This window comes from Nitrosomonas sp. Nm132 (assembly GCF_900100485.1).
In the GTDB taxonomy this organism is placed as follows: domain Bacteria; phylum Pseudomonadota; class Gammaproteobacteria; order Burkholderiales; family Nitrosomonadaceae; genus Nitrosomonas.
In genome coordinates this window covers 26,266-39,159 of record NZ_FNDH01000024.1, presented here as the reverse complement: position 1 = coordinate 39,159, position 12,894 = coordinate 26,266, and the positions used below count along the sequence as shown (strand labels likewise).

Genomic DNA, 12,894 nt, shown 5'->3' with positions numbered 1-12,894 from the left:
TTCCTCATCATTTATATCCGTTTTGTATGACATCTCTTAGCTTACTATCAAAAAATCCTTGATTCTAATGGAAATCGTTTTGCCAGACAGCTTCTCATTATTCGGCAGAACCCAGGATCGCTTGTCTCACGTGCTGGTAAACGATCCATTCGAATCCCTGCCGGATTTCTATTTCCCGCCAGTGCAGGGAAAAGTGTTGTATTCACGAAATAATAACCGGCCTGTCCATACTTCGGATGCGCGTATCATGCTGGCCGATATTCCGTTTGTCAGGCTACGTGGCGGAATACCCCAAAACCTTCAGGACAGAAAAGTGTCTTTCCACGAAACCGTGGAAGAAGTGCAATCAGGCTTGCGCTTTATTTCGCTTTCGTTCGACTTGCCGAGAAAATTAATCTGTTGTGGCGGAAAATGGATCAGGCTGTCACCCGCATTGTTTGCTTTTTACCTCTGGCTCGCTCGCAGACAGGTAACGGCTTCGGGCAATGGTGCAATCCATTGGCAGGAAGCAGATCATCATGATTTTTTGAGTGTGTATGCAGAGGTGGCCGGGGCGATGTCAGCCCCCTTGGAAAATGCGAGACAGGTACTCAAGAATGGCTTCGACAGGCAATACTTTGAGGAAAAATCCTCCAAAATCAACCGAATAATCAAACAACAACTCCCGCTCGAGGCGAGCTTCTATCAGATCGCAACATTTGGAACAAGACCATACAAAAGGTATGGCCTGAAGCTGGCGCCAGACCAGATATCGTTATGAGCGCTCTCGTTACGCGCGAGTGAAGGTTTTGAAGCTATTTACGCCAGAGTAAAATCGAAGCCTATTTAACTTATAAGTTGTTGCACCAATTGAGTTGCGGCCCACAACAGGAACAACCCATAAACACAACCAAAGAACCATGGAAAGCTGACAGCCCGGTGGGCCCACCATTGTCGGCGTTGCCGGAAAGCCCAGTTTGGCCTGAATACGGATGGCTCGTTGCGTAGATCCTCGATGGGTAGTTGCATTTCATGCAGCCGATAGAGATCACTGATGAGTTGCCGTTCTTGCCATTCCGGCGCTTGCTCAATTCCTCTTAATTGCCATTCCCAGAGCGCATTCCGTCTGGAAAATCGACCCAGGACAATTGCCATTTGCCAGCAAAGTAATATCCCGAATACGGAGAGCAGGATAATCAATATTGTAAACGGCAGCGCCAACGACTCCCGTGAAACCATCACACCAATCACCGCAACAAAGATCGAATTAGCCGTCAAATAGGCCGACAGCATGTTATGGTAATCGCGGCTCCCGGAAGTCCAGAGTGTAAGCAAATGCTCATAGGTGGCTCTCAGTGAGGGTTGTCGAGGGGGCGTTCTGGTTTTGTCACTATCCATAAACGCCAAGAGTATCAATCATCAGGATGGAAAGAAATTTTACGAACATTGTCCGGTGAAGCTAGACGATACCTTTCTGCTTATTAATCAGGCTAGTTCTGTGGTCAGCGCGATCTGACCTGAGAGCACTTTGTGGATCGGGGATTTGTTGGCTATACGCAGCAAATCGGCGCGTTGTTCTTCGGTTAAATTACCCGCCAGGTGAATGCCACGCCTTAATTGATACAATCCAGGCTCTTCCTGATGAGTGATGGTGATTTGAATAGCCTCAAGCGGGATAGCTTTACGCTTGGCGTACAATTGCAGGGTGAGCACCGTACACGCACCCAATGCGGAATCGAGCAACTGGTGTGGATCAGGAAAATCACCCGATCCTCCTGACTCTCGCCCGATATCGGATGTCCATGACAAATCGCCATCCTGTATTAAACAGGGGGCATCGTCATTTGCAGCTGACCAGCTCACGGTTAGACTCATATTCATTTCCTTTTTGTGTGTTCATTCAATCGTTATTATTCCTGATTTGGCAACTCTTTTGGTCTTAAATCGAATACCAGCACTTCAGCATCCAGACCGTGGTTAAAGCTAAGTTCACGTTCGTCACGTAGCCGTGCACCATCGCCTGCACTCAAATACTGGCCGTTCAGTACAAGTGATCCACGTGCTACATGCACATAAGCATGACGGTTTTCTGGCAGATTCAAGGTAAATGCCTCATCGCCGTCAAATAGTCCCGCATAGACACGCGCATCCTGATATACCGAAAGCGATCCATTTTCACCATTGGGTGAAATAATCAAACGCAGACAGCCGCGTTTCTCAGCCACATCGAAATGGCGTTGCTGATAGCGAGGTTGCACTCCCAGCCGATCGGGCACAATCCAGACCTGCAGAAAGTGAGCCAGCTCATGCGCCGAAGGATTATATTCGCTGTGAGTAACGCCGCTCCCGGCACTCATCATCTGCACATCACCGGGGTTAATGACTGAGCCAGTTCCCATTGAATCGCGATGCTCGAGCGCGCCTTCGAGTACATAGGAGAAAATCTCCATATCATGGTGAGGGTGGGTGCCAAAACCCTGTGCGGGCTGCACGCAGTCATCGTTGATTACCCGTAAATCCGAAAAACCCATTTGGCTAGGATCGTGATAATCACCGAACGAAAACGTATGCTGAGAATATAACCATCCCAGGTTGGCGATACCACGTGCGTTAGCAGTTCTGACTTCTAACATGATAATCTCCTGTTTTCTGTAAAAAATTAAACGCCATCGCCGTAGAGCTTGCGATCTAACGACAAGCGCCCAGCGCCAGTCAGAGCAAGCACCAGCAAGCCTCCTGCTATGCTGATATTTTTCATCAACATGACTTGCTGGATTGAATCGGCTGAGCCGCTATGAAAAATAATACCTGTAACCACCGAAAATCCAGCCAGCAAGAGGGCTGCAACGCGTGTTTGCCAACCGAGTATCAAGGCTAGACCGCCGCCTATTTCCAGTGCGATGGCTAAGGGTAGTAAAAATCCCGGCACCCCCATGTTGACCATATACTGCGCTGTCCCTTCATAGCCCGTACCCAGCTTGTTATAACCAGCCATGACAAAAATGAATGCTATCAGTACTCGCGCCAATGGAAATAGTACACTGGCAATAGTGGGTTGGGTCAAGAAACGGGTTGCAGAACTGTGAATTACTTGAAACATGATTTTTTTCTCCAAAAGTAGCTTGTAAAGTCGATACGATACTACTGTTCCATAAAACAGATAAGTCAATTAAAATGAGAAGAACTGTTGTTAATAATGGAACGATAATGCTGCCTAGTCACATCAACCTCAACGACCTGGCTATGTTTGAAGAAGTCATTCGTGCAGGGGGATTCAGCGCAGCCGCGCGTAAGTTGAGTCAGCCGAAAGCATCAATCAGCCGGGCAATCCAGCGCCTGGAGGATGATCTCGCCGTTCGCCTGATTCAGCGCACCACGCGTAGCTTACGGCTGACGGAAGCAGGTGAGCTGTTATATCAGCAAGCCAATGCCTCGTTGCAACAAATTGGCGATACGCTATGCCGTATCAGAAATATGCATGAGCAGCCCGAAGGGCACTTGAAAATCACCATGCCGGTAGAGTTTGGCATGTTTTTCATGGGTAGCCTGATTGCCGATTTCATGCAGCTCTATCCACAAGTGTATGTGCAAGTGGATCTCTCCTCACGCCTGGTCAATCTAATCGAGGAAGGATTTGATCTGGCGCTGCGCATGGGTGCAGGGATACTGCAGGATTCGAGTCTGGTTGCCAAGAAACTGGGTAAATTACCGCTCAAGTTTTATGCGAGCCCTTATTATCTGGGCAAGCATGGTTGCCCGGATACATTGCAGGCGCTGATTAAACACGAAAGCATCCTGTTTCGCCATAGCCACCAGCAAACCATTCGAGCTACCTGCCACTTCCCAAAAAAAGCAGCAAGCAGCTGCATTGAGATTCAACTCCATGGCAAGCTGAGTGTGGATCATTACAGTGTGATGAAAGATGCCGCAATGGCGGGCGCTGGCATTGCCTTGATGCCACCTTTTATGTGCCATGCTGAGGTGCTGACCGGTCAATTGGTGAATATTCTTGAACAACATGATGTCGATACCGATCAATTGTTTCTGGTTTACCCTACCCGTAAACATCAACCCGCAGCGGTTAAAGCACTGATCGATTTTATGACGCAGCGCCTGCTGTCACATCCATTACTGAACCTGGGCTAAACCCAGGTGCGCAGAAAATAAACTGCGCCATTCACCATCGTTCACTCGGATAATATCTTATACACCACTGCGGCAGAAACACCGAATACAACATGCGCAGCCACCGTAATCCAATCCCGCGTATCAACAAACCACGGGAAAATGATGACAAAGCCGTACATGTTAATGACGAATACTCCCAAACCATATAAGCTGCCAGCGATCAGCGAGGTTTTTAAGTCAAGGTGGCGAATCAGCCAGGAGAGGGCTATCGCGTAGATGATTGAAAGGCCAGAGTGGATCCCTGTCGCAATGAACATAACCTGCCAATCCAGTGTCGCTGGCGGGGGTAACACCCCCTGCCCCAATATGATCGCTGCAGCAAAACGGGCATCCCGATATAAAATCGAAGGCAGTACATCCCAGAATGCCCACCAGAGCAGGATCTGCACAACGGTCGAGAATACCCCCGCAGTGATGCCTGCATAAAGCGCGGCAGACCAGAATTTTGATGGTTGAGTCACCATAAAAAGTTAGTCCAATGAATATTCTCTTATACTCATCACACTTCAAAATTCGGTTTTTATCATCCCTCATCCGACCTTCTCCCAGCGGGAGAAGATAACTGCCAAATTTTGAAGTACGATGAGTATACTTGATATGTATTGTTAATCCGCGACACATTCACTTTCTGTACGGCAACGCACATACTGCGGCCGATTTATTCCGTAGGCTGTGAGCGCCTTCTCTGGTGATGCAAGCTATCGGGGCGCTATTGCCAACTTTGTCGAGCAAGCGCTTGGCTGGGAAATTTCAGGCGATTGTCCAAGGGTCATGAGATTCGTACCCGTAGCGCTGCAAACATGGTGCGTATCGCAATGCTAAGGCTGGCTGTGGCTAAACGTGTATGATTTTTCAAGATAACTTCTAAGTCGATAACAAGTCGAGGGAGCACTCTTTTTTCCTGTTCTGATCTTCTTCATGAATAACTCGGCAGCTTCGTTGAAGATCGGCAATGCAGCCTCAGCTTCCAAAGCCGCTTGCTTCGCTGCTGCAATTTCTCGCTCCTCAGCTAATACCGCCTCCCATTCTGCAACCGGATCGTGCCCAGTTCGCCTAACAGCTTTCCAGCATCCGGCGATAGATCGAGCCTGGGTGAGTGTTTGCTGACCATGCTTTAGCCAATCGGATATACTTTCACCTGGTGCTGACTGGCGAGAATACCTCCCCATAGTGTATTTTGTTCGCTTTCCCTGAAATTCATATTCGATTATCCATGTTTGGGTTCCATGTGGCCTTATCCGTAGAAACAGTGCATCGCCATCACCTAATAAGCGATCGCGTTCTGGATCAGGCTTCACGGCCTCACAACTCACAGTAGATAGTTTTCCCATGGACTCTCCTTGGGTGGGATCTTTGGGGGGAATATGGGTGGGATTCTAATGGGCAATACCGGAATAATCGAGACAATGTATTACCAGAAAATCAAGCAATAATGAGACAAATGAAACTAATTAGGAATAAGATGGAGTATATATGCGTTACTGGCTAATGAAATCAGAGCCAACAGAAGTCAGCATCGATGATCTGGCTGCAAGACCCGGGCAGACCGTTGCCTGGGATGGGATAAGAAATTATCAAGCGCGCAATTTTATGCGTAATCAAATGCAGATTGGCGATCAGGCGTTTTTCTATCATTCCAGTTGCGCCGAACCCGGCGTTGTTGGCATCACGACAGTTTCCAAGCTTGCTTATCCCGATGCCACACAATTCGATCCCCAAAGCAAATACTACGATCCCAAGGCTACACCAGAAAATCCACGATGGTTTAATGTTGAGGTCACACTCGCCCAAAAAACCCGCCTGATTTCCATCAAGGAATTGAGAAGCTATCCTGAACTCGCCAACATGAGAATCCTGCAAAAAGGCAACCGCTTATCGATTACGCCGGTCGACCCGACAGAATGGGCATTTATTGTGAGTATCTTATAAAGTTGTTATTTTCATTACTCACATCGATGTTATTTTTATCATTAAAAGCTCAGGCTAAAGAACTGGGTTGAACGGCATGGAATGGTGGCTGGTTTATCTATTGCTAGGAGGGACGATCGGTTTTCTCGCCGGCCTGCTGGGAATTGGCGGTGGCCTGGTCATGGTGCCGGCACTTACTTTTATCTTTACAGCACAGGATTTTCCGCCTGAGCGCATTCTGCATCTCGCGCTAGGCACTACCATGGCGACCATTGTTTTCACTTCGCTTGCCAGTCTGCGCATGCATCATGCGCATGGCGCAGTTAACTGGTGGATCGTCAAGTATCTTTCTCCAGGCATTATTCTGGGGACGCTGGTTGGCTCCACGCTTGCCGGATCACTGTCTACCCAGGCATTGGGCATTATCTTCGTTATCTTCATTTATTATGCCGCAACCCAGATGTGGCTAAAAATTAGGCCTACTTCCAGTCACGTCTTGCCTGGCAAAGTTGGGATGATTGTAGTGGGCAGCCTGATAGGCGTGCTATCCAGCTTAGTCGCGATAGGAGGGGGATTATTGACTGTACCGTTCCTTTCCATGTGCAATGTCAAGCTTCAATATGCGATTGGAACGGCTGCTGCAGTGGGTTTTCCGATTGCAGTAGCAGGTACGCTTGGTTATATCATCAATGGCATGTTACAAGCACAATCCCTACCCGACTCTAGCTTGGGCTATGTTTATCTACCCGCACTTGGCTGGATTGCCATAGCGAGCATGCTCACTGCTCCACTGGGCGCCAGAGTTACGCATAGCATGCAATCGGCGACGCTCAGAAAAATATTTGTGATACTGCTTTATTTCCTGGGGACTAAAATGCTGCTCAACCTTTTTCAATAAAAATAAATTTACAGGCTTTCAGTCAACCGGCGTAATGCTTCATGATATCGTTTCACCGTTTGCGCGAGAATGTCATTCGGAATAACGGGCGCAGGCGGTTGTTTGTTCCACTTAAGTTGCTCCAGCCAATCACGAACAAACTGTTTATCGTAGCTCGGTGGATTTTTTCCGGGCTGATACTGATCAGACGGCCAGAAACGTGATGAATCTGGCGTCAATACTTCATCGATCAAATAAAGATTGCCTGCATGATCTTGACCAAATTCGAATTTGGTATCGGCGATGATCACGCCTCGAGTCGCAGCATAATCGGCGGCCTCAGTATACAGTGCGATGGCTTTGCTGCGCACTTCTGCAGCCAGCGTTTGCCCCAGCAATTGTTCGCATTCGTCAAACGAAATGTTTTCATCATGTTCACCCGCCATCGCCTTGGTTGAAGGCGTAAAAATGGCACCAGCAGGTAATTTTTCCGCTTCCTGCAAACCCCGAGGCAGCGTAATGCCACTGATAGCGCCTGTTCGCTGATAATCCTTCCAGCCCGAGCCTACAATATAACCTCGCACGATCGCTTCTATCGGCAAAGGCTTGAGTCGTTTGACGACAAAGGCACGATCGACCACCTGCGCGCGCTCTTCCTGTGACACCACTGACTCAGGCAGAATACCCGTCAAATGATTGGGCAGGATGTGGTTTAGTTTCTCAAACCAGAAATTAGATAATTGCGTCAGCACCTTGCCTTTTCCTGGCACCGCTGTTGGCAGCACCACATCGAATGCTGATAGGCGATCTGTCTGGACAATTAATAATTTATCTTGATCGACGGCATAAATATCGCGCACTTTGCCGCGGTGCAGCAAAGGCAGGGTTTTTATGTGGGTTTCAAATAAGGCCATTGAATCGCTCATGGAATGTAGATTCTGATTAAATTTCAGGAAAAGATTAAGTCAGTCATTTCTTAATGACGCCTTGATGGCCTCAGCTTGCCGCAAAGCCTGTTCAATCGTTTCGGCAAGAACAGTGAAATGTCCCATTTTTCTGCCTGATCTCGCCTCTCGTTTACCGTACAAATGCAGCTTGGCAGTAGGATTACGTAACACCTTGCGCCAATCAAGCTCTCTCGATCGCCACAGGTCTCCCAGTAAATTCACCATCACGGCGGGTGTGAGCAGCGCCGTATCGCCCTGCGGCAATCGGCACAGAATGCGCACTTGCTGCTCAAATTGGGAAGTGATGCAGGCATCGAGCGTATAGTGACCACTGTTGTGCGGGCGAGGTGCAATTTCATTGATGAGTAACCGGCCATCGGCAAGTACAAAGAACTCGATACAGAGCACGCCGCGGTAATCAAGCTTGACCGCCACCTCTGTGGCCATTTTTCTGGCTTGTTGGGCAATCTTTTCCGGTATCCTCGCAGGAATGATACTCATATCGAGAATACCTTGCGAATGGTGATTTTCTGCTACCGGAAACAGACTGATCTCGTCATCAAAGCCACGTGCAACGATCACGGAAATCTCACAAGCAAGTGGCAATAATTGTTCCAGCACACAAGGCTGTTGTTGTAGGCTTGCGAAGGCATCCATCAGTTCATGGGGAGCATCTATTCTCACCTGCCCTTTGCCATCATAGCCAAACTGGCTGACCTTAAGGATACCAGGAAAAAATGCTGCGTTGATCTCACCCGACAAATCATCGCTATTGCGGATAACCATAAACGGAGCAACAGAGAAACCATTTGCTGCCAAAAACTGTTTTTCCAGCATCCGGTTTTGTGCAATGGAAACACTCCGTGCATGAGGACTCACAACGCAATGTTGCTCCAGAAACTGCAGCGCCTCAGCAGGCACATTCTCAAATTCTGTGGTCACCCCTGCGCAGGTAGCGCTCAATTCGCGCAAAGCATCAGGATCATGGTAATCCGCGCACAAATGTCGCTCTGCAATATTGCCAGCAGGGCTGTCCTCAGAAGGATCCAAAACAGTGACGCGATAACCCATGCTCTGAGCGGCCATGGTAAACATGCGTCCAAGCTGTCCTCCGCCCAGCAGGCCAAGCATCGCACCCGGCATAATGCTGCTCATGATTCAGGCAATGTCATAGCAGCAACTGAAGCGGCTTGAGCTGCACGAAATGATTCGAGATGCTCCGCAAGTGCTCTGTTACCGATCGCCAGCAATGCGACTGCAAAGAGTCCAGCATTAGCTGCGCCCGCTTCCCCAATGGCAAAAGTGGCAACCGGAACACCTTTGGGCATTTGAACAATGGAAAGAAGCGAATCAACGCCTTGCAGCTGCTTGGAAGTCACCGGCACACCGAGTACCGGCAAGGTCGTTTTGGCAGCGATCATGCCAGGTAAATGCGCAGCGCCTCCCGCCCCTGCAATAATGCACTGTATGCCACGTTTTATTGCTGTTTCGGCAAACTCAAACATGCGATCCGGCGTGCGATGCGCTGAAACGATCAAAGTTTCGTGTGAAATATTAAAATCCTTGAGAACCTGGACAGCATGTTGCATGACACTCCAGTCACTGCTACTGCCCATGACAACACTTACTAATGGATTATCCATTCAGAACGGAATAATGTATTAAAAAATCATTGAAGATGACGAAAGCGGTAATAATAAACTAGAATTTGGTTTTCAAGCCGGATGTTTTAACAGTTTACGCCGTGTCTTGTGGTAACCTCATCTGTATGGAATGCATTAACTGGCAATAAACAACCCTATGAATTTTCAACGCGGTCAAAAAAAAGAAGAACCAGAGATCAATCTTGTCCCCATGATCGATGTACTGCTGGTCATCCTGATTTTTCTGGTGATTACCACGACATACTCAAAATTTGCCGAACTCGAGATCACGCTACCAGAAGCAACCGCCACAGAAATTGACAAAAATATCAAACAACCTAATACCATCGATGTTACAGTGAGTGCAGCGGGCAGCTACACCATTAACCTGGTGCCGATAACCTTTTCCAGCATTGAAGGATTACGTGATGAATTACAAGCTGCTGCCAAGGATGAGAAAAATCCGGTTATCATTATCAATGCAGATGCAAAAGCTACTCACCAATCTGTCATAACAATCATGGAAGCCGCTCGGCTTGCCGGGTACAATCAAGTAACATTTAGTACTGAAGCAAAAAATAACACCGAGTAATTTATTGTGACTTCGGATAATATTTTTTCTTAATCAATCATTATTCATACGCTAATGACTTCTTTATTCAATTTTATTTTTAAAGGAAGAAAAATGAGCAATCATCTGGAAAATTTTTCTCAAACCGCACAATCTGGCAGCACTTACGTACTGGCCCCCCTGCCCTATGCAGATAATGCATTGGAACCGGTTATCTCTGCTCATACCCTGAGCTTCCACTATGGCAAGCATCACAAGGCATACGTGGATAATTTAAACAAACTCGTTGCAGATACTGTATTTGCAGGGCAATCACTGGAAAAAATCATCACCGCTACGGCTGGTCAGGCAGATAAAGCAGGTATTTTCAATAATGCTGCACAAGTCTGGAATCATATGTTTTACTGGCATAGCCTCAGTCCCAAGGGTGGTGGTGAACCTCCCACGGCTTTGAAACAAAAAATCGAAGCTTCATTTGGCAGTGTAGACGCCTGTAAAAAGGAGTTTGCTAATGCAGCCGTAACACAATTTGGCAGTGGTTGGGCCTGGCTGGTGCAGGAAGGCGATAAACTCGCCATCGCCAAAACCAGTAATGCTGATTCTCCACTTACAAAAAACATCAGACCGTTGTTAACCATTGATGTTTGGGAACATGCCTATTATCTGGACTATCAGAATCGACGACCTGATTATGTCAATACGATTCTTGATAAATTGATCAATTGGGAATTCGCCGCTGCAAACCTGAGTTAATTTGCCGGATTTATGACGCATATCACCATTGCGCTTTCGAAGGGTCGTATTTTCGAGGATACGGTCCCTTTTCTGAAAGCAGCCGGGATCATCGCACAGGATGATCCTGAAACCTCACGTAAATTAATCATCGCAACCAATAACCCGCAGGTGCGTATCATCATGGTGCGCGCCTCAGATGTTCCGACTTACGTACAGTATGGCGCAGCCGATCTGGGTGTAGCTGGTAAAGATGTCTTGCTGGAGTATGGCGGCGCGGGCCTTTATCAGCCGCTTGATTTGCAGATTGCCCGCTGCCGCATGATGGTTGCTGTACCTAAGGATTTCGATTACGAATCAGCTGTTTTTCAAGGCGCCCGGCTACGGGTCGCCACCAAATATTTAAAAACTGCGCGTGATCATTTTGCTGAGAAAGGGATGCATGTCGATCTCATCAAATTGTATGGTTCAATGGAGCTTGCGCCGCTGGTTAGTCTGGCTGATGCGATTGTCGATCTCGTTTCGAGCGGTAATACCCTGAAAGCCAATCACTTGAAAGCTGTTGAGGAAATCATGCCCATTTCAGCACAACTGATTATTAATCAAGCAGCACTAAAACTAAAACGCGAGGCTATTCAGCCACTCCTTGAAGCATTCCGATCTGCGATTAAAGTAGATTAAATAGGTTCAAGTATCACTATACTCAAACTGTGCAACTATTATTCAAGCCCTATGATAAAGCTTAACCGATTGTCTTCCATCGACCCCAGCTTTGATGAAGCACTCAACACCTTATTGGCCTTCGAAAGCACCCTGGATGAAACCGTTAACGGGACAGTGATCCACATTCTGGCCGATATCAAAAGACGTGGAGATGATGCATTGCTTGACTATACCCGTCGCTTCGATCATTTAGAGGTCTCTTCGATTGCAGAAATTGAATTACCTAAAAGTGACTGGCAGCGATCGCTGCAACAACTGCCATCTAACGAAAGAGAAGCGTTAGAACAAGCTGCACGGCGGATACGCGCATACCATGAGAGACAATTGTCCCAATCCTGGCAATATACCGAACCGGATGGCACATTACTTGGGCAAAAAATCACTGCGCTGGATCGCGTAGGATTGTATGTGCCTGGTGGAAAAGCTTCCTACCCGTCCTCCGTTCTGATGAATGCCATCCCGGCCAAAGTAGCAGGTGTTAACGAGCTGATCATGGTAGTCCCGACTCCTCGTGGTGAAAAAAACGATTTGGTGCTTGCAGCAGCGGCTATCTCCGGAGTAGACCGCGTTTTTACGATAGGCGGCGCTCAGGCAATTGGCGCACTGGCGTATGGCACGGTGACCATACCCAAAGTCGATAAAATCGTTGGACCTGGGAATGCTTATGTCGCAGCTGCCAAACGCTTTGTTTTCGGGCTGGTTGGCATCGATATGGTCGCGGGTCCTTCAGAAATCCTGGTGATTTGTGATGGAAAGGTTGATCCCGATTGGATCGCCATGGATCTATTTTCGCAAGCTGAGCACGATGAACAAGCGCAATCCATTTTGCTTTGTCCGGATCAAGACTTTCTTGATGCAGTTGCTGCAAGCATTACTCGACAGCTTGAAATCATGCCACGAAAAGAAGTTATCCGCGCTTCACTAGAAGGACGCGGCGCTTTGATTAAAGTACGCGATTTGGAGGAAGCATGCATAATCGCTAACCGAATCGCCCCGGAACATCTGGAATTATCGGTGGACCAGCCAGAGCAATGGATCGGTAAGCTGAAACATGCGGGTGCAATTTTCATGGGGTATCATACTTGTGAAGCATTGGGAGACTATTGCGCCGGACCGAATCACGTACTGCCGACTTCTGGTACAGCACGGTTTTCTTCGCCCTTGGGCGTTTACGATTTTCAGAAACGCACCAGCCTGATCCAGGTATCCCCGCAGGGTGCCTCTACCCTCGGCGCCATCGCCTCTACCCTGGCCAGGGGTGAAGGACTGCAGGCCCATGCCATGTCTGCTGAATTCCGCTACAAATAGTCATTTGAAGTAAGGCAG

General features: G+C 48.0%; 17 protein-coding genes. 8 read left to right on the top strand and 9 right to left on the bottom strand.

The window, feature by feature from the left end; all coding sequences use genetic code 11:
• Positions 1–79: 79 nt before the first annotated feature.
• On the top strand, positions 80–760 hold the full coding sequence (locus BLP80_RS09700) for a CRISPR-associated ring nuclease (RefSeq protein ID WP_176754329.1): 681 nt from the start codon (positions 80–82) through the stop codon (positions 758–760).
• Between the two features lie 65 nt (positions 761–825).
• Here BLP80_RS09700 and BLP80_RS09695 read toward each other — a convergent pair whose 3' ends face one another.
• The 4 genes from BLP80_RS09695 to BLP80_RS09680 form a co-directional block, all read right to left on the bottom strand.
• Positions 826–1,377 carry a RipA family octameric membrane protein gene (locus BLP80_RS09695; RefSeq protein WP_090542726.1) on the bottom strand — a complete coding sequence of 184 codons (552 nt, stop codon included), beginning with the start codon at positions 1,375–1,377 and terminating at the stop codon, positions 826–828.
• A gap of 87 nt (positions 1,378–1,464) precedes the next feature.
• On the bottom strand, positions 1,465–1,854 hold the full coding sequence (locus tag BLP80_RS09690; RefSeq protein ID WP_090542724.1) for an OsmC family protein: 390 nt from the start codon (positions 1,852–1,854) through the stop codon (positions 1,465–1,467).
• Positions 1,855–1,889: 35 nt separating this feature from the next.
• Positions 1,890–2,612, bottom strand: coding sequence for a pirin family protein (locus BLP80_RS09685; RefSeq protein ID WP_090542722.1), 723 nt, complete (start codon positions 2,610–2,612; stop codon positions 1,890–1,892).
• A gap of 26 nt (positions 2,613–2,638) precedes the next feature.
• Positions 2,639–3,079 carry a DoxX family protein gene (locus BLP80_RS09680; RefSeq protein WP_090542720.1) on the bottom strand — a complete coding sequence of 147 codons (441 nt, stop codon included), beginning with the start codon at positions 3,077–3,079 and terminating at the stop codon, positions 2,639–2,641.
• Between the two features lie 74 nt (positions 3,080–3,153).
• On the opposite strand from BLP80_RS09680, the gene BLP80_RS09675 reads away from it, so the two are divergent.
• Positions 3,154–4,125, top strand: coding sequence for a LysR family transcriptional regulator (locus BLP80_RS09675; RefSeq protein ID WP_090542718.1), 972 nt, complete (start codon positions 3,154–3,156; stop codon positions 4,123–4,125).
• 41 nt (positions 4,126–4,166) lie between these two features.
• Here BLP80_RS09675 and BLP80_RS09670 read toward each other — a convergent pair whose 3' ends face one another.
• A complete protein-coding gene (locus BLP80_RS09670) occupies positions 4,167–4,631 on the bottom strand; it encodes a sodium:proline symporter (protein ID WP_090542716.1) in 465 nt (154 codons plus the stop codon).
• Between the two features lie 354 nt (positions 4,632–4,985).
• A complete protein-coding gene (locus BLP80_RS09665; protein WP_090542714.1) occupies positions 4,986–5,498 on the bottom strand; it encodes an Arm DNA-binding domain-containing protein in 513 nt (170 codons plus the stop codon).
• A 142-nt stretch (positions 5,499–5,640) separates the two neighbouring features.
• On the opposite strand from BLP80_RS09665, the gene BLP80_RS09660 reads away from it, so the two are divergent.
• Together BLP80_RS09660 and BLP80_RS09655 are read left to right on the top strand one after the other, a co-directional pair.
• Complete coding sequence (locus BLP80_RS09660; RefSeq protein WP_090542712.1) at positions 5,641–6,096, top strand: EVE domain-containing protein; 456 nt, start codon at positions 5,641–5,643, stop codon at positions 6,094–6,096.
• Positions 6,097–6,172: 76 nt separating this feature from the next.
• Entirely contained in the window at positions 6,173–6,973 is an 801-nt protein-coding gene (locus tag BLP80_RS09655) for a sulfite exporter TauE/SafE family protein (protein WP_090542710.1), read from the top strand.
• 8 nt (positions 6,974–6,981) lie between these two features.
• On the opposite strand, the gene BLP80_RS09650 is transcribed toward BLP80_RS09655, so the two are convergent.
• The 3 genes from BLP80_RS09650 to purE are packed head-to-tail and all read right to left on the bottom strand — an operon-like array spanning position 6,982 to position 9,542.
• Positions 6,982–7,878 (bottom strand): phosphoribosylaminoimidazolesuccinocarboxamide synthase, encoded by an 897-nt coding sequence (locus tag BLP80_RS09650; protein ID WP_090542708.1) that lies wholly within the window; start codon positions 7,876–7,878, stop codon positions 6,982–6,984.
• Between the two features lie 39 nt (positions 7,879–7,917).
• On the bottom strand, positions 7,918–9,054 hold the full coding sequence (locus BLP80_RS09645; protein WP_090542706.1) for a 5-(carboxyamino)imidazole ribonucleotide synthase: 1,137 nt from the start codon (positions 9,052–9,054) through the stop codon (positions 7,918–7,920).
• Entirely contained in the window at positions 9,051–9,542 is a 492-nt protein-coding gene (gene purE, locus BLP80_RS09640) for a 5-(carboxyamino)imidazole ribonucleotide mutase (RefSeq protein ID WP_090542704.1), read from the bottom strand. Before purE ends, BLP80_RS09645 begins: the two co-directional genes overlap by 4 nt.
• Before the next feature lie 157 nt (positions 9,543–9,699).
• On the opposite strand from purE, the gene BLP80_RS09635 reads away from it, so the two are divergent.
• From BLP80_RS09635 to hisD, 4 genes are all read left to right on the top strand, one after another.
• Positions 9,700–10,134 carry an ExbD/TolR family protein gene (locus BLP80_RS09635; RefSeq protein WP_090542702.1) on the top strand — a complete coding sequence of 145 codons (435 nt, stop codon included), beginning with the start codon at positions 9,700–9,702 and terminating at the stop codon, positions 10,132–10,134.
• A 93-nt stretch (positions 10,135–10,227) separates the two neighbouring features.
• The gene (locus tag BLP80_RS09630; protein ID WP_090542701.1) at positions 10,228–10,866 is read left to right on the top strand and encodes a superoxide dismutase; all 639 of its coding nucleotides are present in this window, start codon (positions 10,228–10,230) and stop codon (positions 10,864–10,866) included.
• A 12-nt stretch (positions 10,867–10,878) separates the two neighbouring features.
• Positions 10,879–11,526 carry an ATP phosphoribosyltransferase gene (gene hisG, locus BLP80_RS09625; protein WP_090542700.1) on the top strand — a complete coding sequence of 216 codons (648 nt, stop codon included), beginning with the start codon at positions 10,879–10,881 and terminating at the stop codon, positions 11,524–11,526.
• Positions 11,527–11,577: 51 nt separating this feature from the next.
• A complete protein-coding gene (gene hisD, locus BLP80_RS09620) occupies positions 11,578–12,876 on the top strand; it encodes a histidinol dehydrogenase (protein WP_090542698.1) in 1,299 nt (432 codons plus the stop codon).
• The last annotated feature ends 18 nt before the right edge of the window (positions 12,877–12,894 follow it).

Excerpts from the sequence above, each read along its gene's own strand:
- BLP80_RS09695 (WP_090542726.1), bottom strand. The coding sequence starts at position 1,377 with ATGGATAGTGACAAAACCAGAACGCCCCCTCGACAACCCTCACTGAGA.
- BLP80_RS09690 (WP_090542724.1), bottom strand. The coding sequence starts at position 1,854 with ATGAGTCTAACCGTGAGCTGGTCAGCTGCAAATGACGATGCCCCCTGT.
- BLP80_RS09685 (WP_090542722.1), bottom strand. The coding sequence starts at position 2,612 with ATGTTAGAAGTCAGAACTGCTAACGCACGTGGTATCGCCAACCTGGGA.
- BLP80_RS09680 (WP_090542720.1), bottom strand. The coding sequence starts at position 3,079 with ATGTTTCAAGTAATTCACAGTTCTGCAACCCGTTTCTTGACCCAACCC.
- BLP80_RS09675 (WP_090542718.1), top strand. The coding sequence starts at position 3,154 with ATGAGAAGAACTGTTGTTAATAATGGAACGATAATGCTGCCTAGTCAC.
- BLP80_RS09670 (WP_090542716.1), bottom strand. The coding sequence starts at position 4,631 with ATGGTGACTCAACCATCAAAATTCTGGTCTGCCGCGCTTTATGCAGGC.
- BLP80_RS09665 (WP_090542714.1), bottom strand. The coding sequence starts at position 5,498 with ATGGGAAAACTATCTACTGTGAGTTGTGAGGCCGTGAAGCCTGATCCA.
- BLP80_RS09660 (WP_090542712.1), top strand. The coding sequence starts at position 5,641 with ATGCGTTACTGGCTAATGAAATCAGAGCCAACAGAAGTCAGCATCGAT.
- BLP80_RS09655 (WP_090542710.1), top strand. The coding sequence starts at position 6,173 with ATGGAATGGTGGCTGGTTTATCTATTGCTAGGAGGGACGATCGGTTTT.
- BLP80_RS09650 (WP_090542708.1), bottom strand. The coding sequence starts at position 7,878 with ATGAGCGATTCAATGGCCTTATTTGAAACCCACATAAAAACCCTGCCT.
- BLP80_RS09645 (WP_090542706.1), bottom strand. The coding sequence starts at position 9,054 with ATGAGCAGCATTATGCCGGGTGCGATGCTTGGCCTGCTGGGCGGAGGA.
- purE (WP_090542704.1), bottom strand. The coding sequence starts at position 9,542 with ATGGATAATCCATTAGTAAGTGTTGTCATGGGCAGTAGCAGTGACTGG.
- BLP80_RS09635 (WP_090542702.1), top strand. The coding sequence starts at position 9,700 with ATGAATTTTCAACGCGGTCAAAAAAAAGAAGAACCAGAGATCAATCTT.
- BLP80_RS09630 (WP_090542701.1), top strand. The coding sequence starts at position 10,228 with ATGAGCAATCATCTGGAAAATTTTTCTCAAACCGCACAATCTGGCAGC.
- hisG (WP_090542700.1), top strand. The coding sequence starts at position 10,879 with ATGACGCATATCACCATTGCGCTTTCGAAGGGTCGTATTTTCGAGGAT.
- hisD (WP_090542698.1), top strand. The coding sequence starts at position 11,578 with ATGATAAAGCTTAACCGATTGTCTTCCATCGACCCCAGCTTTGATGAA.